The following is a 20,896-nucleotide window of genomic DNA, read 5'->3' as shown; positions in this document are numbered from 1 at the left end:
GCCTTTTTGTTTTATTTTTTTTACTTTTGGAGAAAATATAAATGGAGGTGTAGAGAATGTATTATAAGGCAAAAAAAGTAGATGTTATCAATTATAAACAGCCAGAGGATAAGGAACATAGATTTGACTACAACAATACATCCTTTAATATGATGTCAGCTTTAAGGGGACAGAATGAAAATATAAAGGATGGAAGGTGATTTTATGGAACATACCAACGAAGAAAGGCTGAAAAAAGAATTTCAGGATATGGTTAAAAAAAATGCTCCAAGTTCAAATTTTTTAAAGGATTGCTTAGCAGCCTTTGTAGTAGGAGGATTTATTTGCGTTATTGGTCAATTTGTTATGAATATTTTTATAGGTCTTGGAGTTCCTAAAGAGGATGTAGGTTATTATGTAGCTACTATAATGGTATTTTTAGGTGCATTTTTAACAGGACTTGGTGTTTATGATAATATTGGAAAATTTGCAGGAGCTGGATCAATAGTTCCTATAACAGGATTTTCAAATTCTATTGTTGCACCAGCTATGGAGTTTAAAAGAGAGGGATTTGTTTTTGGTGTTGGTGCCAAGATGTTTGTCATTGCAGGTCCAGTTTTGGTTTATGGAATTTCAAGCTCAGTAATTGTGGGAATCATATATTACATAATAAATCTTTTTAAATAAGGAGGAGGTTTGCTATGGGGGAAAAAAGAATAGGTGAACAAACTATAGCCTTTAAAAACCCTCCATCTATAATATCAACTGCAGCTATTGCAGGACCTAAAGAGGGAGAAGGTCCTTTAAGAGACTATTTTGATGTTGTTTTAGAGGATGACTTGTTTGGTGAAGAAACCTGGGAAAAGGCAGAAAGTAAAATGCAAAAGGAGGCAGTCAGATTAGCTTTAGAAAAATTGAAGATAGATGAGAAGGATATTGACTATATTTTTGCAGGTGATTTGCTAAATCAACTTATGGCATCAAGTCTTGCTGCAAGGGATTATAAGATACCCTTTTTTGGTCTGTATGGTGCGTGCTCGACGCTTACAGAATCTATGAGCCTTGCTTCGATGGCTGTTGATGGTGGATATGCAGATTATGTTATAGCTTCGACATCAAGCCATTTTTGTTCTGCAGAAAGGCAATTTAGATTTCCATTAGAACACGGAAATCAAAGGCCACCAACTTCTCAATGGACAGTAACGGGAGCAGGGGCTGCTGTTATATCAAGCAAAGGCAATGGTCCCTACATTACCCACGTTACAACTGGAAGAGTTGTTGATTTTGGAATTAAAGATGCAAACAATATGGGAGCAGCTATGGCACCAGCAGCTGCTGATACAATTTTAAGACATTTTAAGGATACAGGCAGAACAAATAAAGATTACGATCTAATTATAACTGGAGATTTAGGTAAAGTAGGGATGGAACTTACTTTAGAAATAGTTAAGAAACAGGGATTTGATATGAGTACAAACTATTCAGACTGTGGTATAAAGGTATTTGATTTAACACAACAGGACGTTCATTCAGGAGGAAGTGGATGTGGCTGTTCTGCTATTGTGTTTTGCGGATATCTCTATAAGCAAATTATGGAGGGAAATCTAAATAGAATTCTATTGATTTCAACAGGAGCACTTTTAAGTCCAACCAGTACAATGCAGGGCGAATCAATTCCTGGTATTGCACACGCTGTTGCAATCGAAAGGGGAGTTTAAAATGGATTATTTAAGGGCATTTATAGTTGGAGGAACGATATGTTTAATAGGACAGATATTGATGGATAAAACAAGTTTAACTCCAGCAAGAATACTTGTAAGTTTTGTTACAGCTGGAGTAATACTTGGTGCTATAGGTATTTATGAACCTATAGTTGAATACGGAAAGGCAGGAGCTACTGTTCCATTACCTGGATTTGGATATTCACTTGCAAAGGGGACTATAAAGGAAGTTGAAAAATATGGCTTGATAGGTGCCTTTACAGGTGGGATAAAGGCAACTTCTGCAGGTATCGCAGCAGCTATATTTTTTGGATATATAATGGCAATAATATTTAATCCAAAGGCTAAAAGTTAGGAGTGATATATTGAAAAAGAAGGTTATTATTGTAACGGATGGCGATTTGGTTGCACAGAGGGCAGTTGAGGCTGCTGCTAAAAATATTGGTGGGAGATGTATATCAAGGTCAGCAGGCAATCCAACTCCAATATCAGGTAAAGAGATAGTAGAGTATATAAAACAAGCAAAGTATGACCCTGTAGTAGTTATGGTAGATGATAGAGGAGATACCCACAAGGGTGATGGAGAAGAGGCAATGGAATATATATTAAACTGCGGAGAAGTAGATGTATTAGGTGTCATTGCTGTAGCGTCTAATACAAATGGTGTAAGAGGTATAAAGGTTGATTATTCAATAGATAGAAATGGTAATATAGTTAAAAAGGGTGTAGATAAGAGTGGGCTTGCAAAGGAAGACAAAATAGTTAAGGGAGATACAGTAGATGTCTTAAATGATAAGAGAGCTCCTATAATAATTGGTGTTGGGGATATAGGTAAAATGGATGGATTTGATAATGTTGAAATAGGAGCCCCAATAATAACAAAAGCTATGGAAGAGATTATAAGAAGAAGTGATAAAGCCGATTTGAAAGAGGATGAATGAAGAAGAAATCTGTTAATATCAAAAAGCTGAAGAAACCTTAAAAAGGCTCTTCAGCTTTTCTGATATAAGTATTATCTTGTAGGTGGAATATTATTACTGTTTCCTTGATTATTTCCATTACTTTGTCCATTACCTTGAGTATTTGTTTGACCTTGATCTGTATTTCCAGTATTTTCATCATTATTATTTTCATCATTAGTATTTTCTTCATTTGTTCCATTATTATTTTCAATGTTTTGCTCATCATTAGGAACAGGATTAGGTAATGAGTGTATATCACAATATTCAGTAGGTTCTGTGCCGCTTAAATAGTATTCTACATATTTGTTAGGACAATTTTCTGTAGCAAGTTTTCCACTTTGAGCACAAATAACAGCTTCAACAACACCTTCTGGTTTGCTAAATTGCTTTATAGGAAGTCCTCTATGTGCCTCAAGCATAATGGCCTTCCAAATAGGAGTTACATTTAAACTGGATACCTTTATATAGCTAACCTCAGGTTCTCTTGTTGAACCAACCCAAACGGCACAAGTATAGTATGGTGTAAATCCTACAAACCAGCCATCTAAGTTATTTTCAGTTGTACCAGTCTTTCCACCTGTAGGCATAGCACCAAGATCTGCACTTTTAGCAAGCCCATTTTTAACAACACTTTGTAATAGTTGATTCATAACAAAAGCTGTATCTTCAGAGATAGCTCTTCTTTGGGTTGTACTTTTTTCTAAAACAATATTTCCATTTCTATCTTCAACCTTTGTGTAAAGAATTGGAGATGATATTATCCCATTATTTGCAAAGGCAGTATAGGCGGCTGCCATTTCAATAGGCCTTGCACCTAAGGTTAACTGACCTAATCCAAGTGCAGCATAAGCTTTATCAGCCTTAACAATTGTCGATAGACCAAATTTTTTAGTTGCATAATTATAGCTTGTATCTAATCCAAGTCTATATAATATTTTAGTAGCAATAGTATTTTTAGATTGTTCAAGTGCATATCTTACAGTTACAGGTCCAACACATCTTTTATCATAATTGTTTGGAAACCAATCTTTATTTATCTTATTATAAATTTCAATTGCCTCTGCGTCATCTCTTGAATCGTTAATAATTGTTGAAGGGGTTACTACTCTATTTTCAATAGCTGGCGTATAAACTGTCAATGGTTTTATAGAAGAACCTGGAGGCATTTTTGCATTTTCACCAGCTGCATAGTTAAAGGAACCAGCACCAAGTCCACGACCACCAATTATTGCTCTAACTTCTCCATTTAAGTCCATTACAACAGCTGCAGCCTGAGGATTTGGTTTTGCATTTTCATTTTGTTTAAGTTTTTCTTTATTTATTTTAACAGGTATGCCTTTATAAAACTTATTATTATCAATTATTTCTTGAGCCTTTTCTTGTAGTTTAGTATCTATTGTAAGATAAACTTTATAACCACCATCTTTTAGTTTTTGTTTTGCATCCTTTTCGTCCATATCATATTTTTTAGCAAAGTCTTCAGCAATCTCATCTAATGCAGCCTCTATAAACCAATGATATTTTGAATAGTTACCAGTTAATTTAGTTTTTTCTTTATTTAAACTTGCTACGATATCTTCATTCAATGCATTTTGGTATTCCGCTTCAGATATATATCCATTTTCAAACATCTTTTTTAGAACAATTCTTTGACGGCTTAAATAGTTATCTGGGTTTTCTTTATTTTTTTTGCTATATGGATTATAGATACCAGGATTTTGTGTTATTGCTGCAATAAAAGCAGCTTCTGCTATAGTAACATCCTCTACGTCTTTATCAAAGTAGTATCTTGAGGCTTCTTGTACCCCATATATATTAGGCCCAAGATATATGGTATTTAAATATGCCTCCAATATTTGATCTTTGCTTAGTTTTCTTTCAATTTGAATTGCAAGATACATTTCTTGTATTTTTCTTACATAGCTTTTCTTTTGAGTAAGGGCATAATTTCTAACAAGTTGCTGAGTTATTGTTGAACCGCCCTGTGATTTTGATCCAGATTTTATATTAGCTAAGATTGCACCAAAGACTCTCTTTATATCTACTCCGTGGTGTTTTAAAAAACGCTCATCTTCGATAGAAATATAAGCATACTGCATATGTTTAGGTATTTGTTTAATTGTTACAATTTTTCTGTTTTCTCCACTGTGCAGATTGGCAATTGGATTTCCATCTTTATCATAAAATTCTATAGATTGTTTTAAATTATCAAGTATATTAACATCAATTTCTGGCACTTCGCTAACTATCTTTATTACTGCACCAATTGCAGCTGCACTTAGCATTAGAGTTAAAATAACGAAAATCAATAATATATTTTTTAGTATATTACCCTTTTTACGTTTCTTTTTAGCCATAGTAAACCTCCTTTTGAGTCAACTTATTTACATTATAACATTATACTATATTTAATTCTACAATATAAACCTATTGGTAAATTTTAAAATGTAAAAGAATTATTAATAATATTTTAAGTACCTTTATTTAATGGATATATAGCATTATAATCTAATAGGTGACAAGAATAATAACTATGTTATTTGTTAAACCTAATTTTAGAATGGTATCGAATTAAAGCAAATTTATTGGAGGAGTTGACATGAAGGAATTTATTTTTAATGCAACATTTGTGTTTCAAATAATAGTTTTTATTATATCTTCCTATTATATGATTATTTCCTTTTTCGGATTAAGATTAAAAAAGGAAGATAATAATGAGGTGGAACCACAAAAGTCCTTTGCGTTGATTGTTGCAGCCCATAATGAGGAGATGGTTATTGCACAAATAGTTGAGAGCTTAAAAAACCTTGATTATCCAAAGGAGCTGTATGACATATTTGTTATAGCCGATAATTGTACAGATAATACAGCAAAAATAGCAAGGGAACACGGGGCTCAAGTATTTGAGAGGTTTGATTCTAACAAACGTGGCAAGGGATATGCACTTGAGTGGATGTTTAATAATATATTTGAAATGGATAAAAAATATGATGCTGTAGTTGTCTTTGATGCTGACAATTTAGCTTCAAGGAATTTTCTAAAGGAAATGAACAAAAAGTTAGTTGCAGGATATAAGGTTGTTCAAGGATATATTGATAGTAAAAACCCAAATGACTCTTGGATTACACATTCATATTCAATAGCCTTCTGGAGTGCAAATAGACTTTTCCAAGCAGCAAGGTGGAAATTAGGGCTTTCTAACCAAATAGGAGGAACAGGTTTCTGTGTTGATACAGAACTACTTAAGAGGTTTGGTTGGGGAGCAACTTGCTTAACAGAGGACTTGGAGTTCACTTGTAAATTAGTTTTAAATGGATATAAAGTTGGTTGGGCACATACTGCTGTTATTTATGATGAAAAGCCACTAACTTTAAAACAATCTTGGAATCAGAGAAAAAGATGGATGCAGGGATTTGCAGATGTTGCAACAAGATATTTTACGAAACTTATGAAAAAGGCAATTAAAGATAAAGATTTTGTAGCCTTTGACTGTGCACTATATACAGTTCAACCTTTTATAATTCTTTTATTAGGTATGTCTTTAATTCTAACTTATTTACAAACACATTCAGAAAAAGGACTAAATATATTTATAATACAGTACTTATTTACACCAATAGTATGGAAACTGTTTAGTGTATTTCAGTTTATGTTTACTCCAATAGTAATGGTATTAGAAAGAAAATTATCCAAGAAGATGTTAGCATTTTTAGGGCTTTATTCATTAAATGTATTTTTAATGGACAGGGTAATTACAAGAGGAGATAGTATAATAAAAATATCATTATTAAATTTAGCCTATATAGGCATTGTTTCAGCTGCGATATTAAGTGTTGAGGGAATAAAGGGATTTAAAGTTTATATATGGTACTTACTATATGGTATATATACAATAACTTGGATTCCTATAACATTACAAGGAATTATAGATAAAAACAAAAAAGAATGGAGCCATACTAAACATACAAGACAAATTAGCATTAGTGAAATAGAAGGAATCGATGGCTCAACAGCTGCATAAGAAGTTGCGAAAGCAACTTCTTTTTTTTGCAGAAAACACATAAATTTTAATAGTAATAAATTTAGGAGGAAATAATGAAATTTTTTAAAAAAGCCTTTATAATATTTATCATAATATTTATTTTCTTTATTATAAACATTTATCTTTTGGATAGAACCCTTAAACCAATAATTTTGGCCTATTGTGATGCAGAAGCAAGGGGAATTGCATTAGAAACAATAAATGAAACTATACGAACAGAGTTTAAAAATAAAATATCCTATGATGACATTATAACAGTAAAAACAGATAAAGATGGGAATATAGTTATGATACAGGCAAATTCAGTTGAACTTAATAGAATTGGTTCAGAAATTTCACTTTCTGTACAGGATAGAATAAGAAACATTGAGGGAAGAAAAGGCTCTATACCCATTGGTGTTGTTCTTAAAAATGATATACTTGCAAACTATGGTCCTAAAATCCCATTTAAAATGAAACCAGTAGGTTCTGTTAATACAAATTATAGGTCAGAGTTTCAAGCAGCAGGTATAAACCAGACACGTCATATTATATATCTTGACATAAAGGCAAGCGTCCAGGTTATAGTTCCATTTGCAAGAAATAATGTTTCAGTTACAACCAGTGTTCCAATATCAGAAAGTATAATAGTAGGAAAAGTACCAGAAACCTATGCAAATTTGGATTTTATGAAGGATATAACAAAATAAGTCTGCAAAATTGCAGACTTATTTATTTTCCCAATTGAATATATATGGCTTATTTCTATAGTAATCTCCATAGTTTAATCCATAACCAACTACAAAAACATCAGGAATTGTAAAGCACTTATAATCAGGAGTTAGTTCAACCTTTCTTCTTTCTGGTTTATCAAGAAGAACACAGGATTTAATACTTGCAGGATTATATTTCTTAAGATATTCCATAACAAACTTCATTGTTATACCAGTATCTACAATATCATCAACAACAAGAACGTCAAAACCTTCAATGTTATCAGCAATTTCGTGAACTACTTTTACGTTACCTGATGATTCTTCGCTATGTCCATAGCTTGATGTGGTCATAAAACCTATTTTAACAGGAACAGATATGTGTCTTACTAAGTCAGCTGTAAATATAAAACTTCCTCTTAAGAGTGATAGAACATATAGTTTTTTATCTTTATAATCATTTGAAATAATAGCACCAAGTTCAGCAACCTTTGATTGTATCTCATCAGCAGTTATTAATATGTTTTCCTTTTTATTTTCCATCACTGTCCCTCCATTAAATTTGTATATTAAAGATAATATAAAATATTGTTTAAAAAAAGTCAAGAATTCAAGAGTGAATTTTAATTAAAAGTTGACGGTTTCTTTATATTAACATATAGTTTTAAGTAAAAGGAACATATATCAGTACACCTTGAGAGTACAAAGGGTTGATGATATAATTAATACTTAGTATATACTAAAAGGGGATGATTATATGATATATGGCAATATAGAAGGAATTAAGAAGCAGTATATAAATAGGTTAGAAGAGTTGTATGAATTAAACTGTGAAAAAGACATATTAATTTCAGAAGATATTTTAAAAATAATTTCTGAAATATCACAAGCAATAAATCGAGAAGTTGCAGTATACATAAATAGAAGGGGTAAAATTGTTAATGTTTTAGTTGGTGATAACTTTACTGCACCACTTGAGTTTATGAGTGAAAAAAGAAGTGAAAGAGGATTAAATGGCATTCGTTGCATTCATACACATTTATCAAATGATTCAAGACTGTCTGTACCAGATATTACTGCCTTAATTGAAATGAAGTTTGACACAATGGTGGCAGTAGCAGTTGTAGATGGAAGACCTGAAAGTTTTTCATTTGGCTATTTAAAGGTTGAAGAAGGATTGCTTAAAAATGAAGCTTACGTTGAGGGACCATATAGTATCAATGAGCTTGAAAATGTTCAATTTTCAGATGTTGTAGGAGAGATAGAAAAGCAAATTGAATATACTGCCCACGAAATTCAAAAGGGTGATAAAGAGAGAGTAATTTTAGTAGGCTGCAAATCAGAGGATGGCTATTCTATTGAAGAATCATTGGATGAACTACAAGAACTTGCAGAGACTGCAGGAGCTATTGTTGTACATAAGGTTATGCAAAATAAAGCAAAAATTGATCCAGCATATTATATAGGCTCAGGAAAGGCAAAAGAAATTGCACTATTAAGACAAAGCCTTATGGTAGATACCGTTATATTCGATGATGAATTAAATGGTGTCCAAACAAGAAATCTTGAAGAGGTAATAGGCTGTAAGGTTATAGATAGAACAACATTAATACTTGATATATTTGCACAGCGTGCTAAATCAATGGAGGGAAAGCTTCAGGTTGAACTTGCACAGCTTAAGTATAGACTGCCAAGGCTTATAGGATTAGGACACGTTCTATCAAGAACAGGAGGAGGAATTGGAACAAGGGGGCCGGGCGAGAAAAAGCTTGAGATAGATAAAAGACATATACGCGAGAGAATATATGATTTAGAAAATGAATTAGAAAGAGTTAAAAAAATAAGAAGTGTTCAAAGAGAAAGAAGAAAACAAAATGAGATTCCTGTGGTTGCTTTTGTTGGTTATACAAACGTTGGAAAATCAACATTGCGAAATAAACTATGTGAGCTCTATGGTAAGGATAAGGAAAAGGTTCTTGAGGCAAATATGCTATTTGCAACACTTGACACAACCACAAGAATTATTACGCTACCAAGCGGCAGAGATGTACTTTTTTCAGATACTGTTGGATTTATTAGAAAATTGCCCCACGATTTAGTGGAAGCATTTAAGTCTACACTTGAAGAGGTTGTTGAAAGTGATTTGATTGTTCACGTAGTTGATGGTTCAAATGATAATGCAATAGTTCAAATAGAGACTGTAAATAGAGTTTTAAAGGAAATTGGGGCACAAAATAAAGAAATTATTTTAGCAATTAATAAGATAGACTTAGCTAAGGAAGAAAATTTATATGCAATTAAGGCAAGATATCAAAATTGTGTTGAGATTTCAGCACTTAAGGAGATAAATTTAGATTTGTTTTTAAAGGAAGTAGAAGGGAGAATATTTTCTAAAATTATAAAGGACACAATACTTGTACCATATAAGGATGCAAGAATAGTATCAGAACTTCATTCCTTAAATTGTGTTAAAAATGAAGAATACAAGGAAGAGGGAATAGAGATTTTAGTTGAGGCTACAGAGGATATAATTAATAGATATAAAAAATATTTACAAATTAATTAGGAGCATATTGAAAAATTTATAAATATTTTGTATAATAAATAATGTAAATTTAATGCCGAGTCGCCAAAGTGGTAAGGCACCTGACTCTGGATCAGGCATGTGTGGGTTCGAGTCCTACCTCGGCAGCCATAATGAATATTAGGTAGAGATTGTTAATTTTTAGTAAATCTCTACCTTTTTTATTTTTAATATGATAAAATTTGATTAGTTAATAAATTAAGAAAAGTTAGAATATGATTTTTTAAAACTTGGCTAAAAGTATACGAATAAAATAAAAATAAATTATAAGATGAATTGTAAGTAGTATATTAGTTATAAAAAGAGAAAAATTAAGATTATATTCAAAGGGCAGATTAGGGTTTAAAATGTGTGCATTTCTTATGGTTGTTATATTTTGATTGTCTAATAGTGAGTTGCCTGTCATATATAGAGTTTTAGGAATTCCCAATAGATCACATAGAGTAGGAGCAATATCTATTTGATTTATACTTTTTGTCAATTTTATATTGGTGTTTTTACTTATAAATACAAATGGAGTTAAAAATGTATTTTCTTCATATTTAGTATGCCCACCGAAGTCTTGGTGTCCGTGATCAGAGGTTATTATTATGTCATAGTTGTATTTGCTTAGTTGCTTATAGAGTTTGTATATTTCTAAATCAATCTTGCTTGCGGTGTTTTTATATTGCATTGAACTTCCACCAAAAGAATGTCCTGCATTATCTACTGACATTGGATGAACTATTAAAAAATCTGGTTTAAAACTATTTACTATGGAAACAGCATCAATAAAGGTAGTTCCATCTCTAATAAAATATGTTTTTTTATAGTGGAAGCTAAATGGAAACAGTTCATCTATCCAAAAATAACCACAAAGTGCAGTTTTGAGATTGTGTTTTATTGCTAAGTCAGATATTGATAACACTGGAGATGGAATATGTTGGTTATTTGATGAAATACCACTTATATCTGTTGGGGCACCAGTTAAGATTCTCATATACCCCGCTCTTGATATAGTTGGTTTATCAGATACCGAAATAGCAAATTTTGCGTCATTATTTTTTATTAAATTTTGAATAAAGGGCATATTATTTATTGCATCTAATCTTAATCCATCTACTATAATTAAACATACCTTTTTATTTGTAGGTTTTGAATTTGTTGTTATATCATAAAAGGTAAATTTGAACAAAGATATTGTAGAATTTAAAATTAATATATATAATAATAAAGTTAATTTTATATATTGAGGCATAAAATCATCTCCTGTTTGTTTAATATTAATTTTTGTAAAAGTAATTATTTTATTTTATAGATTTAAAGGTTTATTTGCTTAAGATATTAAGAAAAGGGAGGTATTATAATGAATGGTAAATTTATACCTGAAATTAAAGGGTCTTTGAGAAGTCATTTGATTGAAGTTCCTCCAGTTATTAGAGAAGCAAGTGGTATAGTGATTTTTGGCAAAAGAATAAAATCATTGGTTTTTACAACCGATGTTGCAATAATAAGAAATACAAATGCAGATGCTGTAATTGCAGTTTATCCTTTTACACCACAACCTGTAATTACGCATGCAATAATGCAGTCAGCGGATGTACCTGTATTTTGTGGTGTAGGTGGTGGTATAACAACAGGTAAACGAGTTGTCAATTTAGCACTTGATGCTGAATTTCAGGGAGCCATTGGAGTTGTTGTTAATGCACCGACCTCAAATGAAACAATAAGAGCAATGAGAGAAACAATTGACATACCAATTGTAGTAACAGTAGTTTCTGAAAGGGAGAATTTTGGGGAGAGACTTGAGGCAGGAGCAACTATATTTAATGTTTCAGGTGCACAAAATACTGCAAAGATAGTAAGAAAAATAAGAGAAGAGTTCCCAACAGTACCTATTATAGCAACTGGTGGACCAACCGAGGATACGATAAGAGAAACAATACTTGCAGGTGCAAATGCTATTTCATATACTCCGCCTACAACAGCTGAAATTTTTGGAAAGATAATGGATAGGTATAGAGAAACATTTTAGAACATCAGTTGGTGTTGAGATTATTGATAAGTCTAATTGTTAGCAAAAATTTGAAAAAGCCCCATGAAAGGATTTCAAATTGGCATATTTCATGAGCTTTAGCAATTCTTAGCTTTTCGACTTTGGAAAAGTCCGTAATTCGGCACAGGACGTGCCGAGCCGAGCGGCCATCAGGACGATGGCATCGCGAGGGTAGGACTTTTTCAAACAAAGAAAAGCTTAGAATTGCTTAGCGAAATGAACGAATGCCTAAGAAATCCTTCATGGGGCTAATCAATACATAACTTTTTCAATAGCCTGAACACCAGTTGGTGTTCTTTTTGTTGTATAAAAAATAAAATAATGAATATATTTAATTAGAGGAAAGGAGGAGTAAAAATGAAAAGAAAAATTAGTTTATTGGTTCTTTTATTAATGTTATGTACAATTACAATAGTAAGTGCACATAGGCCTATATTTGAAAAAAAGGATACAACCATTAATTCCCCAATAATTATTGACGACCACACAATTTCATATGCTATATACGCTTCACTTGATGATAAAAATGATGTGGATTTTTATGAGTTTGAAGCAAAGGAAGGACAAAATTTTTATATAGAGATGCTTGTGCCAAAAATAAAAATGAACGTAGGTTTTGAACCAAATTTCGCTATATTGAGCAAGGAATTTTCAGTAAAACACGAAGTACCCTTTAACGTGCCAAATGGATATGGAGTTATAAATGTATTATATCCTAAAGGATATAATAATGAGTTTTATGAAAAATTTACCCAGACAAATTATATAAAGGCACAATCCATCAGTGGAATTATAAATAAAAGTGGAAAGTATATAATAGCTGTTTACTCTACTACAAAGGGTGGAAAATATACATTAGCTATCGGCAAAAAAGAGAATTTTGGTATAAAGGATATTTTTACTTTCCCTTATATATATTTTAAAGTAAAATACTTTTTTAGCCCTGTATTTACTACATTAGGTCTAACTGTATTTGTAATTTTTATCATAGGATTAATTAAAATCAAAAGAAGTAGGAGATGGTAAAATGTTTATTTGCCCAGTTTGTAATGGAATTGTTGATTATGTAGTTATATGTCCAATTTGTAAAAAAACTATGAAGTTATTAGATAAGGTTGAATATTATTATGACGATTATGCATTAAACCTTGAACAAAATACATTAGAGGACACAAAGGATATATATTGCAGCCACTATTGTTTTTGTGAGGAGTGCAATAAAACTGTTATAGTTAAAGTAGATAAAGTTAAAGAATAAATTGTTTATTTATAATTTTTTTGCTATAATTAAATAAAATTTTTTAGTTTAAATTACTAAAGTCGGGGGTGGAGTGATGAACATAAGATTATATCAAGAAGCTTACTTAAATACAGAAAAAAAGTTAAAGGCAAATTCAAGTATATTGTGTGCAATGATTTATGGTAGTTTGGTTAATGGTGATATTTGGGAAAAATCTGACATAGATTTTTTTGTAATAACAAAGGAACAAAATAAAAATGAAATAATACAAACAAGATATGCTAATATAAAAATAAACATTCAATACGTATCAAAGGATATATTTTTAGATCAATACAACCACTATTTAAAGGGTGGAACATTCCACAAAGCTGTTTTTAGTGGAAAGATACTGTTTTGTTTAGATGATGAATTGATGAATGTTTTAAATGAAATAAAATTTTATACAGATAGAGAAAGAAATATAAGGAATATAGAGATACTCTCAAACCTTCTTAACTCAATTCACTATGTAAATAAATATTTAGTAACACATAAATATGAAACAGCATATCAATGGTGTGTAGATCTTGTTAAATACTATGCAAGGCTTATAATGAGCATAAAGGGACATATGACAGATAAGGATATACTTACTTTTGCAGTAAATATGGACATATCGGTTAAAGCAATGTTTGGTGAATTGACAGAAGGTGGTAATCTTAAGGAAAGAGTCGAAAAAGTGTTAAAGATTGCTGAGGATTTTGTAGAAGATAATATAGAGATTTTGTGTACGCCTATTATTGAGGTATTAAAGACTACCCAAAGACCTTTATCAGTTCAGGAGATAAAAAATTTACCATTATTTAATCAAATAGAAGGTGATTTAAGTAAAGTATTAAATAAGTTGGTGGAAAAGGGAGCTATAATAGAAACAATTAGAAAATATACAACTTATGGGGAAGAATATTTAATAGATGAGATTGTATATACAGCATAGGTTGATGTATAATAACATTTGTACAAATAAATTGGGGGTAATATTATGAAAAAGATAAAGATATTTGCAGATAGTGCATGTGACTTAGATTTAGATTATATAAAGGAATTAGATGTTGAGATGATACCTATGACTGTTGCCTTTGGAGATGAAATATTTGAAGATAGAGTTACGATAACAACAAAGGAATTTTATGAAAAACTTAGGAGAATAAAGGATTTACCTAAAACTTCTCAGATACCACCTTCAAGATTTGTTGATAAATTTAAAGAATACTTAGAAAAGGGTTATAGTATCCTTTATATAGCTTTTTCATCAAGGTTGAGTGGAACATATCAATCTGCCTGTATTGCAAAGGATATGCTTGAGTCCGATGATATTACTGTAATTGATTCTAAGGGTGCTTCTGTTGGATTAGGTCTAATTGTAAGGGAAGCAGCTTTAATGGTTAAGCAAGGTAGAACATTGGATGAGATAGTAGATAGAGTAATCTATATGAGAGATAGGATGGAGCATATTTTTGCTGTTGGAAATCTTGATATGCTAAAAAGAGGAGGAAGAATTTCAACAGCTCAGGCAGCAATAGGTACTCTATTAAATGTAAAACCAATTTTACAGTTTAGTGATGGGTATATAATTCCTTATGATAAAGTAAGAGGAGAAAAGGGAATTATAAAAAAGATTATAGAAACTATGAAGGAAAGAGGATACGACCTTGAAAATCAAGTAATTGGTATGAACTATTCAAATAATTTGGAGTTTTGCTTACAACTTAGAGATGCAATACAAAAAGAATTTAATATAAAAGAATTTGTTATATATGAAATTGGTGCAGCTATTGGAAGCCACGTTGGAGAAGGAACAACGTCAGTTTTCTTTTTAAGAAAGTAGAGGGATTATATGAAAAAACACTATCCTATTTCAGTAAATAAAAATAGTGTAGAACCTCTTTACGTACAAGTTTTTGAGGAGTTAAAAAAATTAATAGAAATAGGTACACTAAAGGAGAATGAAAAACTACCATCCATAAGAGAACTTTCAAAAAGTATAGGAGTTAATAACGTTACTGTTGTAAATGCCTATAGAATGCTTGAGCAGGAAGGTTTAGTATATTCTAAAGTTGGAAGTGGTACCTTTGTTAGAGGCAAAGGAATAATAAAACAAGAGATTGAGTTAAAAAGAGAATATAAAATAAATGAAGATGTAAAAATTAATCTATCTAATTCAATGCCAAATCCAAACTACTTTCCTGTAGAAGAATTTAAAAACGTTATAAACGAAGTTTTAGATAGGGATGGAGGATTTGCATTTACGTATCAAGAACCAAAGGGTTATTTTCCTCTTAGAGAAAGCCTGCGTGAATATTCAAGTGAGGTTGGCATAGAAGTCAATATAAACGATATAAATATTATATCGGGAGCACAGCAGGGAATAGATATTATTTCAAAGACACTTTTAAAGTTTGGAGATAATGTTGTCGTAGAATGCCCAACATATACAGGAGCAGTTGCAGTTTTCAGATCAAGAGGAGCTAATGTTATTGAAGTACCTATTGAAAGGGATGGAATTAATTTAGAGGTTTTAGAGGATGTTGTTAAAAAGAATAAAATAAAATTACTATATATAATGACAAACTTCCAAAACCCTACTGGATACACGTATTCAGAGGATACAAAATTAAGTCTTATATATTTAGCAAACAAATATGGATTCTACATAATTGAAGATGATTATATGTCGGAATTAAGATTTTATGGTGAAAACACTCTTCCTATAAAGTCTATTGATAAAAATAATAGAGTTATTTATTTAAAGAGCTTTTCTAAGATTTTTATGCCGGGAATAAGATTAGGATATATTATTTCACCAAACAATATGAGTATGGATATTCAGAGTGTAAAATATTCAACAGATATTTCAACTTCAGGACTTATGCAGAGGGCCTTTGACTTATATATAAGGAAAAGGCTATGGCATAAACATATAAGCTTTTTAGTAGAAAAATATAAGGATAAATATGATTTTGTTGTTGAATACATTAAAGAGAATGTCAACTTTATAGATTTTATAGAGCCTAAAGGTGGTATAAATCTTTGGTGTAGAACAGATATGGACTCTTCAATATATGCAAGCCTATTAAAGGATGAAGGAATAACAATTGCACCTGGAAGTGCCTTCTATTTAGATGAGATAAATACCAATTATTTTAGAATGAGCTTTGGCACCTGCAGTAAAGAAGAATTGAAATTTGCATTAGATAAAATGGGTGAAGTATATTTTAGAAGTAAAAAGGGTAATATTTTTAATTTTATATAATAAAAAGTGCCTTGAAACAAAAGTTCTTGGCACTTTTTATGTATAGAATTACTTATTTATTGCTTCGTTTAGATCCTTCACCATAGCTTCAACATCGATACCGTGAGCAAGAGCACCTTGTTCAAGTGTTTCGAATCTTGCAGCCATACAGCCTAAGCAATGCATTCCATACTTAAAGAATACATCTGCTGTTTCAGGATATTTGTTAACTATTTCAATTATTCCCATATCCTTAGTTATCATTATTTACACCTCCAACATTGATAAATTTCTTTAAATATATTATCATATTAAATTGATAATTACAAATATGTTTATATTAAAATAGGTGATGATATGAAGAATTTATCTTGGGAAAATATTGATTTATTAAGTGATGCTGATATTAGCTACCTTCTTTATAAAGAAGGAAAAGATATTAGTACTATATCAAAAATAAGAGGTATTGAAAAAAATATAGTTGAAAGACAAATAATTGAATGTAGAATAAAATATAGAACGCAGGAGCTTGGGGAAAATCCTGAAAAAATTATTAACAATCTATACAAGTGTAATAGAAAAGAAAGAGTTCTTCTTTTGGAGGGATTGGATGAACAAAAGAAAAAAGGTCTTGAGAATTATGCTATAGATAACCTTTTTTCTGTAAATAGAGATGAATGCCTTTTCCTTATATGGCTTCTTGGTGAGTTAAAATCTAAACGGGCAATACAGCCTATTATGGCATTTTTGAAGTGTACAGATGGAAATATAAAAAGAATATGCTGTTCATCATTAGGAAAAATAGAAGCAAAGGAAGCTGAAGATTCTTTAATTGCTGTTTTAAAGGATAAAAGACCTCAGGTTAAACAATATGCAATTAAGGCACTTGGAAAAATAAAAAGCAAAAAGGCAGTTAAGTATTTACAGGATATATTAAATGATAGAAATGAGAAGGAATATATAATAAAAGCAGCAGAGATGGCTTTAATGGAGATAGAAGGGAGTAGATGTGATGTCTAAAGATTTTTATACTGTAAAAAAACAAGTGGAAGTAGAGATGGAGGAAAGACGTTCTATTTTTATCTGTAATATAAAGAGGGTATTAAACGAAGAAGAGGCAATGAACTTTATAAACGAAATTAAGGTAAAATATAAGGATGCTACACATAATGTATATGCCTACATAACAAATAACGGAATCTCAATGCGATATTCAGATGATGGAGAACCACAAGGTACTGCTGGTCCACCAGTCCTTGAGGTTTTAAAAAGAGAAAACTTAAATAATGTTGCAGTTGTTGTAACAAGATATTTTGGTGGAATTTTATTAGGAGCGGGTGGTCTTGTTAGAGCCTATGGTGCATCCTGTAAACAGGGTGTAGATGCTGCAGGAAAAGTAAAGGAATCTGAAGCTGTAGTGTTTAATATTGTATGTGATTATGATAAATATGGTAAGGTTAGCAATTATCTAAGTAAAAGAAATATAGTAATAAGAAATACAGAGTTTACAGAAGTAGTTACATTAGAAATAATGGCCTTTAACGATGAATTTCAGAAAATTCGACAAGATTTGATTGAAATGTTTAATGGCAATGATATAATTAAAGTAAAAGAAGAAGGTGTTACCTGTTTTGTTGATGAAGAAGGTAAAATTATGGAGGTGCCACAATGATAGAAGAATTTAAAAATATAAAAACTTGGGCAGTGATTGGAAGTGTTTCAAATAAAGAAAAATTTGCATACAAAATATATAATTTTTTAAAGAATAAGGGCTATAAGGTGTATCCAGTAGATCCATCTGGAAAGGAAGTGGATGGACAAAAAACATATGTCTCCCTTAAGGAGCTTCCAGAAAAAATAGAGGCAATAAATATGGTTATAAATCCTGTAAGAGGAGAAGGATATATCGATGAAGCCGCTGAGGTTGGAATTAAATATGTGTGGTTCCAACCAGGAGCTGAAAGTTTTGAGGTTATAGAAAAGGCTAAAAAATACGGAATGCAGGTTGTTTATGGAAGGTGTGTTATGGTTGATTTTTAGTTTAAAGGCCCTCGGCACTTGATAATAGATAATTTTAGTGGTAAAATATATATTCGGATTTTAAGTTAAGGGGGCATAAGAAAATGGCTGGTCATTCAAAATGGGCTAATATAAAGCATAGAAAAGGTAAGCAAGACGCAATAAGAGCTAAAATTTTTACAAAGTTAGGTAAAGAAATTGCTGTTGCAGTAAAAGAAGGAGGAGCCAATCCTGAAGCCAATTCAAGACTAAGAGATGCCATAGCAAAGGCAAAGGCAAATAATATGCCAATGGATAATATAGAAAGAGCAATAAAGAAGGCATCAGGAGAATTAGGAAATGTAAATTATGAAGAAATAGTTTATGAAGGATATGGCCCAAACGGAGTTGCAGTTATTGTTCAGGCACTTACTGACAACAGAAATAGAACTGCAAGTGAAGTAAGACATACATTTGAAAAATTTGGTGGTAACCTTGGAACAACAGGTTGTGTATCCTTCTTATTTGAAAAGAAGGGTGTACTTATTGTTGAAAAGAAGGAAGGTCTGGACGAAGATGAATTAATGATGTTGGCACTTGATTCGGGTGCAGAAGATTTTTCATCAGAAGAAGACGTATATGAAATAATTACATCCCCCGAGGATTTTTCTACTGTGAGAGAGGCGTTAGAAAAGAATGGAATAGAATTTGCTTCTGCAGAAGTATCAATGGTACCAACAACATATGCAAGCATAAGTGGAGAAGCTGCTGAAAAGTTTGAAAAAATGCTTGATAGACTTGAGGAAAATGACGATGTTCAAAATGTATGGCATAATGCAGAATTCCCAGAAGGATGGGGAGAATAATTTTTAAATTAAATGAATAAAATAATAGTTTAGTGGTTATAATATCCCTCTAAGGAGGGATATTATGCTTTATAGAAAAGTTTACATATTCATAGCAATTATATTAATTTCAATAGCAAGTTTTTTTACAGGTTATTTTACAATGCAAAGGTATATCGGAAAGCAAAATAATAAGGATAATGTAGTTGCAAAAACAGCGGTGCAACTGCCAGAGAATATAATTAACGAAAAAACAAGGATTATCAAAAGGGACATTTATACAAGGGTAGGGTATTTTACAATCGAAGAAAACATTATTCCTAATGATGAATTGCTTGGGGCAGACAAGGAATATGCAGAAAATTATTTTAGACGACAGGGTTATAATGTTGAGTACTTTACATCAGAAAAGGTTATTATTACAAAGAACATTGAAAATGCTTGGCCTCCCAAAGTTTTTATAGCCCTTGAAAATGAAGGAAAGGTATATATTTATCAAACCGATGAATATGGAAATCTTCAGTTAAAACAATCAACAGATATTAGTGTTGAAAGCTTGCCCCAACAGGAACAAGAGGACTTAAAAAGAGGAATTATAAAAAGGACATATGAGGAGATGGAGGATTTTATAAACGAAGATTTAGATTCATAGGATGCAAATACTTTGTATTCAGATTGTTGACGAATCCACTTGTTAGCTAAAGTGTGAAAAAGCCCCATGAAAGGGTTTCTATTGGCTCTTTCATGAGCTTTAGCAATTATTGCTTTTCAACTTTGAAAAAGTACGTAATTCGGCACAGGATGTGCCGAGCCGAGCGGCCATCAGGACGATGGCATCGCGAGGGTAGGACTTTTTCAAACAAAGAAAAGCTTAGAATTGCTTAAGCTGTAGAACGAATGCCCAAGAAATACTTCATGGGGCTAATCAATATATAACTTTTTCAACAGCCTGGATGCAAACTCTTTGCATCCTCTTTTTTTTCTGCTATAATCAAATTCGAACAAATTTTCGTACAGGAGGATATTATGATAATATTAGGTTTAGACCCAGGAATTGCGATTGTTGGGATAGGAATAATTGAATTCAAGCAGAATAAATTTAGTGTTTTAGATTATAGAGCTATTACAACAACAACTAAAAATAATGTGCCTCAAAGGCTTGAAATAATATATGATGAATTAAATGAAATAATTAAAACATATAATCCAGATGCATTTGCACTGGAGGAACTATTCTTTAATCAAAATGCCAAAACAGCAATAACTGTTGGTCAAGCAAGAGGCGTAGCAGTTTTGGCAGCTCAAAAGAATAAAATACCCATTTATGAATATACCCCTCTTCAGGTAAAGCAAGCAGTAGTAGGATATGGACGAGCTGATAAAAAACAGATACAGCAGATGGTTAAGGTTTTATTAAACTTAAAGGAAATACCAAAGCCGGATGATGTTGCAGATGCACTTGCTATTGCTATATGTCACGCACACACAAACAATATGAGTAATTTTTTTATGATGAGATGAGGT

The 20,896-nt window shown here is 31.5% G+C and carries 24 protein-coding genes and 1 tRNA gene; 21 read left to right on the top strand and 4 right to left on the bottom strand.

Annotated elements, in window-relative coordinates; translation table 11 throughout:
- Positions 1-56: 56 nt before the first annotated feature.
- From A3M9_RS14585 to A3M9_RS0103965, 5 genes are read left to right on the top strand one after another with little or no spacing between them, the layout of a single operon-like run.
- Positions 57-200 (top strand): hypothetical protein, encoded by a 144-nt coding sequence (locus A3M9_RS14585; RefSeq protein ID WP_156897863.1) that lies wholly within the window; start codon positions 57-59, stop codon positions 198-200.
- Positions 201-204: 4 nt separating this feature from the next.
- A complete protein-coding gene (gene spoVAC, locus A3M9_RS0103980; RefSeq protein ID WP_027308067.1) occupies positions 205-666 on the top strand; it encodes a stage V sporulation protein AC in 462 nt (153 codons plus the stop codon).
- 14 nt (positions 667-680) lie between these two features.
- Positions 681-1,697: a stage V sporulation protein AD gene (gene spoVAD, locus A3M9_RS0103975; protein ID WP_027308066.1), complete on the top strand. Its 1,017-nt coding sequence runs from the start codon at positions 681-683 to the stop codon at positions 1,695-1,697.
- Position 1,698: 1 nt separating this feature from the next.
- Entirely contained in the window at positions 1,699-2,055 is a 357-nt protein-coding gene (spoVAE, locus tag A3M9_RS0103970; RefSeq protein WP_027308065.1) for a stage V sporulation protein AE, read from the top strand.
- Positions 2,056-2,062: 7 nt separating this feature from the next.
- The gene (locus A3M9_RS0103965; protein ID WP_198011936.1) at positions 2,063-2,641 is read left to right on the top strand and encodes a stage V sporulation protein AE; all 579 of its coding nucleotides are present in this window, start codon (positions 2,063-2,065) and stop codon (positions 2,639-2,641) included.
- 71 nt (positions 2,642-2,712) lie between these two features.
- On the opposite strand, the gene A3M9_RS13115 is transcribed toward A3M9_RS0103965, so the two are convergent.
- Positions 2,713-5,019, bottom strand: coding sequence for a transglycosylase domain-containing protein (locus A3M9_RS13115; RefSeq protein WP_051350579.1), 2,307 nt, complete (start codon positions 5,017-5,019; stop codon positions 2,713-2,715).
- Between the two features lie 242 nt (positions 5,020-5,261).
- On the opposite strand from A3M9_RS13115, the gene A3M9_RS0103955 reads away from it, so the two are divergent.
- The gene (locus tag A3M9_RS0103955; protein ID WP_027308063.1) at positions 5,262-6,683 is read left to right on the top strand and encodes a glycosyltransferase family 2 protein; all 1,422 of its coding nucleotides are present in this window, start codon (positions 5,262-5,264) and stop codon (positions 6,681-6,683) included.
- 74 nt (positions 6,684-6,757) lie between these two features.
- Positions 6,758-7,393 (top strand): sporulation protein YunB, encoded by a 636-nt coding sequence (yunB, locus tag A3M9_RS0103950; RefSeq protein ID WP_027308062.1) that lies wholly within the window; start codon positions 6,758-6,760, stop codon positions 7,391-7,393.
- 18 nt (positions 7,394-7,411) lie between these two features.
- Here the strand turns inward: yunB and hpt are convergent, their stop codons facing one another.
- The gene (hpt, locus tag A3M9_RS0103945) at positions 7,412-7,939 is read right to left on the bottom strand and encodes a hypoxanthine phosphoribosyltransferase (RefSeq protein WP_027308061.1); all 528 of its coding nucleotides are present in this window, start codon (positions 7,937-7,939) and stop codon (positions 7,412-7,414) included.
- Between the two features lie 214 nt (positions 7,940-8,153).
- Between hpt and hflX the strand changes: the two genes are divergently transcribed.
- Both hflX and A3M9_RS0103935 read left to right on the top strand, forming a co-directional pair.
- The gene (gene hflX, locus A3M9_RS0103940) at positions 8,154-9,962 is read left to right on the top strand and encodes a GTPase HflX (protein WP_027308060.1); all 1,809 of its coding nucleotides are present in this window, start codon (positions 8,154-8,156) and stop codon (positions 9,960-9,962) included.
- 53 nt (positions 9,963-10,015) lie between these two features.
- A tRNA-Gln gene (locus tag A3M9_RS0103935) sits at positions 10,016-10,091 on the top strand.
- A 112-nt stretch (positions 10,092-10,203) separates the two neighbouring features.
- On the opposite strand, the gene A3M9_RS0103930 is transcribed toward A3M9_RS0103935, so the two are convergent.
- Positions 10,204-11,217: an alkaline phosphatase family protein gene (locus A3M9_RS0103930; protein ID WP_027308059.1), complete on the bottom strand. Its 1,014-nt coding sequence runs from the start codon at positions 11,215-11,217 to the stop codon at positions 10,204-10,206.
- Between the two features lie 108 nt (positions 11,218-11,325).
- On the opposite strand from A3M9_RS0103930, the gene A3M9_RS0103925 reads away from it, so the two are divergent.
- From A3M9_RS0103925 to A3M9_RS13105, 6 genes are all read left to right on the top strand, one after another.
- Positions 11,326-11,994, top strand: coding sequence for a hydrolase (locus tag A3M9_RS0103925; protein ID WP_027308058.1), 669 nt, complete (start codon positions 11,326-11,328; stop codon positions 11,992-11,994).
- Positions 11,995-12,372: 378 nt separating this feature from the next.
- On the top strand, positions 12,373-13,041 hold the full coding sequence (locus tag A3M9_RS0103920) for a hypothetical protein (protein WP_027308057.1): 669 nt from the start codon (positions 12,373-12,375) through the stop codon (positions 13,039-13,041).
- 1 nt (position 13,042) lies between these two features.
- Positions 13,043-13,273 carry a hypothetical protein gene (locus A3M9_RS13110; RefSeq protein WP_035165797.1) on the top strand — a complete coding sequence of 77 codons (231 nt, stop codon included), beginning with the start codon at positions 13,043-13,045 and terminating at the stop codon, positions 13,271-13,273.
- Between the two features lie 76 nt (positions 13,274-13,349).
- Complete coding sequence (locus tag A3M9_RS0103910) at positions 13,350-14,234, top strand: nucleotidyltransferase domain-containing protein (protein ID WP_027308056.1); 885 nt, start codon at positions 13,350-13,352, stop codon at positions 14,232-14,234.
- Between the two features lie 45 nt (positions 14,235-14,279).
- Positions 14,280-15,125, top strand: a complete 846-nt coding sequence (locus A3M9_RS0103905) for a DegV family protein (RefSeq protein WP_027308055.1) — start codon at positions 14,280-14,282, stop codon at positions 15,123-15,125.
- 9 nt (positions 15,126-15,134) lie between these two features.
- Entirely contained in the window at positions 15,135-16,550 is a 1,416-nt protein-coding gene (locus A3M9_RS13105; RefSeq protein WP_035165794.1) for a PLP-dependent aminotransferase family protein, read from the top strand.
- Positions 16,551-16,598: 48 nt separating this feature from the next.
- On the opposite strand, the gene A3M9_RS0103895 is transcribed toward A3M9_RS13105, so the two are convergent.
- On the bottom strand, positions 16,599-16,793 hold the full coding sequence (locus tag A3M9_RS0103895) for a DUF1858 domain-containing protein (RefSeq protein WP_027308054.1): 195 nt from the start codon (positions 16,791-16,793) through the stop codon (positions 16,599-16,601).
- Positions 16,794-16,886: 93 nt separating this feature from the next.
- Here A3M9_RS0103895 and A3M9_RS0103890 point away from each other — a divergent pair, with 93 nt between their 5' ends.
- The 6 genes from A3M9_RS0103890 to ruvC all read left to right on the top strand — a co-directional run bounded on the left by A3M9_RS0103890 (position 16,887) and on the right by ruvC (position 20,893).
- A complete protein-coding gene (locus tag A3M9_RS0103890) occupies positions 16,887-17,549 on the top strand; it encodes a HEAT repeat domain-containing protein (RefSeq protein ID WP_027308053.1) in 663 nt (220 codons plus the stop codon).
- The gene (locus tag A3M9_RS0103885) at positions 17,542-18,201 is read left to right on the top strand and encodes a YigZ family protein (protein ID WP_027308052.1); all 660 of its coding nucleotides are present in this window, start codon (positions 17,542-17,544) and stop codon (positions 18,199-18,201) included. The genes A3M9_RS0103890 and A3M9_RS0103885 overlap by 8 nt, the downstream gene beginning before the upstream one ends.
- Positions 18,198-18,569 carry a CoA-binding protein gene (locus A3M9_RS0103880; protein WP_027308051.1) on the top strand — a complete coding sequence of 124 codons (372 nt, stop codon included), beginning with the start codon at positions 18,198-18,200 and terminating at the stop codon, positions 18,567-18,569. The genes A3M9_RS0103885 and A3M9_RS0103880 overlap by 4 nt, the downstream gene beginning before the upstream one ends.
- Before the next feature lie 83 nt (positions 18,570-18,652).
- A complete protein-coding gene (locus A3M9_RS0103875) occupies positions 18,653-19,393 on the top strand; it encodes a YebC/PmpR family DNA-binding transcriptional regulator (protein ID WP_027308050.1) in 741 nt (246 codons plus the stop codon).
- Positions 19,394-19,457: 64 nt separating this feature from the next.
- A complete protein-coding gene (locus A3M9_RS0103870) occupies positions 19,458-20,024 on the top strand; it encodes a BofC C-terminal domain-containing protein (RefSeq protein ID WP_027308049.1) in 567 nt (188 codons plus the stop codon).
- A 374-nt stretch (positions 20,025-20,398) separates the two neighbouring features.
- Positions 20,399-20,893, top strand: coding sequence for a crossover junction endodeoxyribonuclease RuvC (gene ruvC, locus A3M9_RS0103865; protein WP_027308048.1), 495 nt, complete (start codon positions 20,399-20,401; stop codon positions 20,891-20,893).
- Positions 20,894-20,896: the final 3 nt, after the last annotated feature.

It is taken from the genome of Caloramator sp. ALD01 (genome assembly GCF_000472625.1).
Lineage (GTDB): Bacteria > Bacillota > Clostridia > Clostridiales > Caloramatoraceae > Thermobrachium > Thermobrachium proteoclasticum.
This window is presented reverse-complemented; position numbering and strand designations above follow the sequence as displayed.

Coding starts and splice junctions, on each gene's coding strand:
- A3M9_RS14585 (WP_156897863.1), top strand. CDS start 57: ATGTATTATAAGGCAAAAAAAGTAGATGTTATCAATTATAAACAGCCA.
- spoVAC (WP_027308067.1), top strand. CDS start 205: ATGGAACATACCAACGAAGAAAGGCTGAAAAAAGAATTTCAGGATATG.
- spoVAD (WP_027308066.1), top strand. CDS start 681: ATGGGGGAAAAAAGAATAGGTGAACAAACTATAGCCTTTAAAAACCCT.
- spoVAE (WP_027308065.1), top strand. CDS start 1,699: ATGGATTATTTAAGGGCATTTATAGTTGGAGGAACGATATGTTTAATA.
- A3M9_RS13115 (WP_051350579.1), bottom strand. CDS start 5,019: ATGGCTAAAAAGAAACGTAAAAAGGGTAATATACTAAAAAATATATTA.
- A3M9_RS0103955 (WP_027308063.1), top strand. CDS start 5,262: ATGAAGGAATTTATTTTTAATGCAACATTTGTGTTTCAAATAATAGTT.
- yunB (WP_027308062.1), top strand. CDS start 6,758: ATGAAATTTTTTAAAAAAGCCTTTATAATATTTATCATAATATTTATT.
- hpt (WP_027308061.1), bottom strand. CDS start 7,939: ATGGAAAATAAAAAGGAAAACATATTAATAACTGCTGATGAGATACAA.
- hflX (WP_027308060.1), top strand. CDS start 8,154: ATGATATATGGCAATATAGAAGGAATTAAGAAGCAGTATATAAATAGG.
- A3M9_RS0103930 (WP_027308059.1), bottom strand. CDS start 11,217: ATGCCTCAATATATAAAATTAACTTTATTATTATATATATTAATTTTA.
- A3M9_RS0103925 (WP_027308058.1), top strand. CDS start 11,326: ATGAATGGTAAATTTATACCTGAAATTAAAGGGTCTTTGAGAAGTCAT.
- A3M9_RS0103920 (WP_027308057.1), top strand. CDS start 12,373: ATGAAAAGAAAAATTAGTTTATTGGTTCTTTTATTAATGTTATGTACA.
- A3M9_RS13110 (WP_035165797.1), top strand. CDS start 13,043: ATGTTTATTTGCCCAGTTTGTAATGGAATTGTTGATTATGTAGTTATA.
- A3M9_RS0103910 (WP_027308056.1), top strand. CDS start 13,350: ATGAACATAAGATTATATCAAGAAGCTTACTTAAATACAGAAAAAAAG.
- A3M9_RS0103905 (WP_027308055.1), top strand. CDS start 14,280: ATGAAAAAGATAAAGATATTTGCAGATAGTGCATGTGACTTAGATTTA.
- A3M9_RS13105 (WP_035165794.1), top strand. CDS start 15,135: ATGAAAAAACACTATCCTATTTCAGTAAATAAAAATAGTGTAGAACCT.
- A3M9_RS0103895 (WP_027308054.1), bottom strand. CDS start 16,793: ATGATAACTAAGGATATGGGAATAATTGAAATAGTTAACAAATATCCT.
- A3M9_RS0103890 (WP_027308053.1), top strand. CDS start 16,887: ATGAAGAATTTATCTTGGGAAAATATTGATTTATTAAGTGATGCTGAT.
- A3M9_RS0103885 (WP_027308052.1), top strand. CDS start 17,542: ATGTCTAAAGATTTTTATACTGTAAAAAAACAAGTGGAAGTAGAGATG.
- A3M9_RS0103880 (WP_027308051.1), top strand. CDS start 18,198: ATGATAGAAGAATTTAAAAATATAAAAACTTGGGCAGTGATTGGAAGT.
- A3M9_RS0103875 (WP_027308050.1), top strand. CDS start 18,653: ATGGCTGGTCATTCAAAATGGGCTAATATAAAGCATAGAAAAGGTAAG.
- A3M9_RS0103870 (WP_027308049.1), top strand. CDS start 19,458: ATGCTTTATAGAAAAGTTTACATATTCATAGCAATTATATTAATTTCA.
- ruvC (WP_027308048.1), top strand. CDS start 20,399: ATGATAATATTAGGTTTAGACCCAGGAATTGCGATTGTTGGGATAGGA.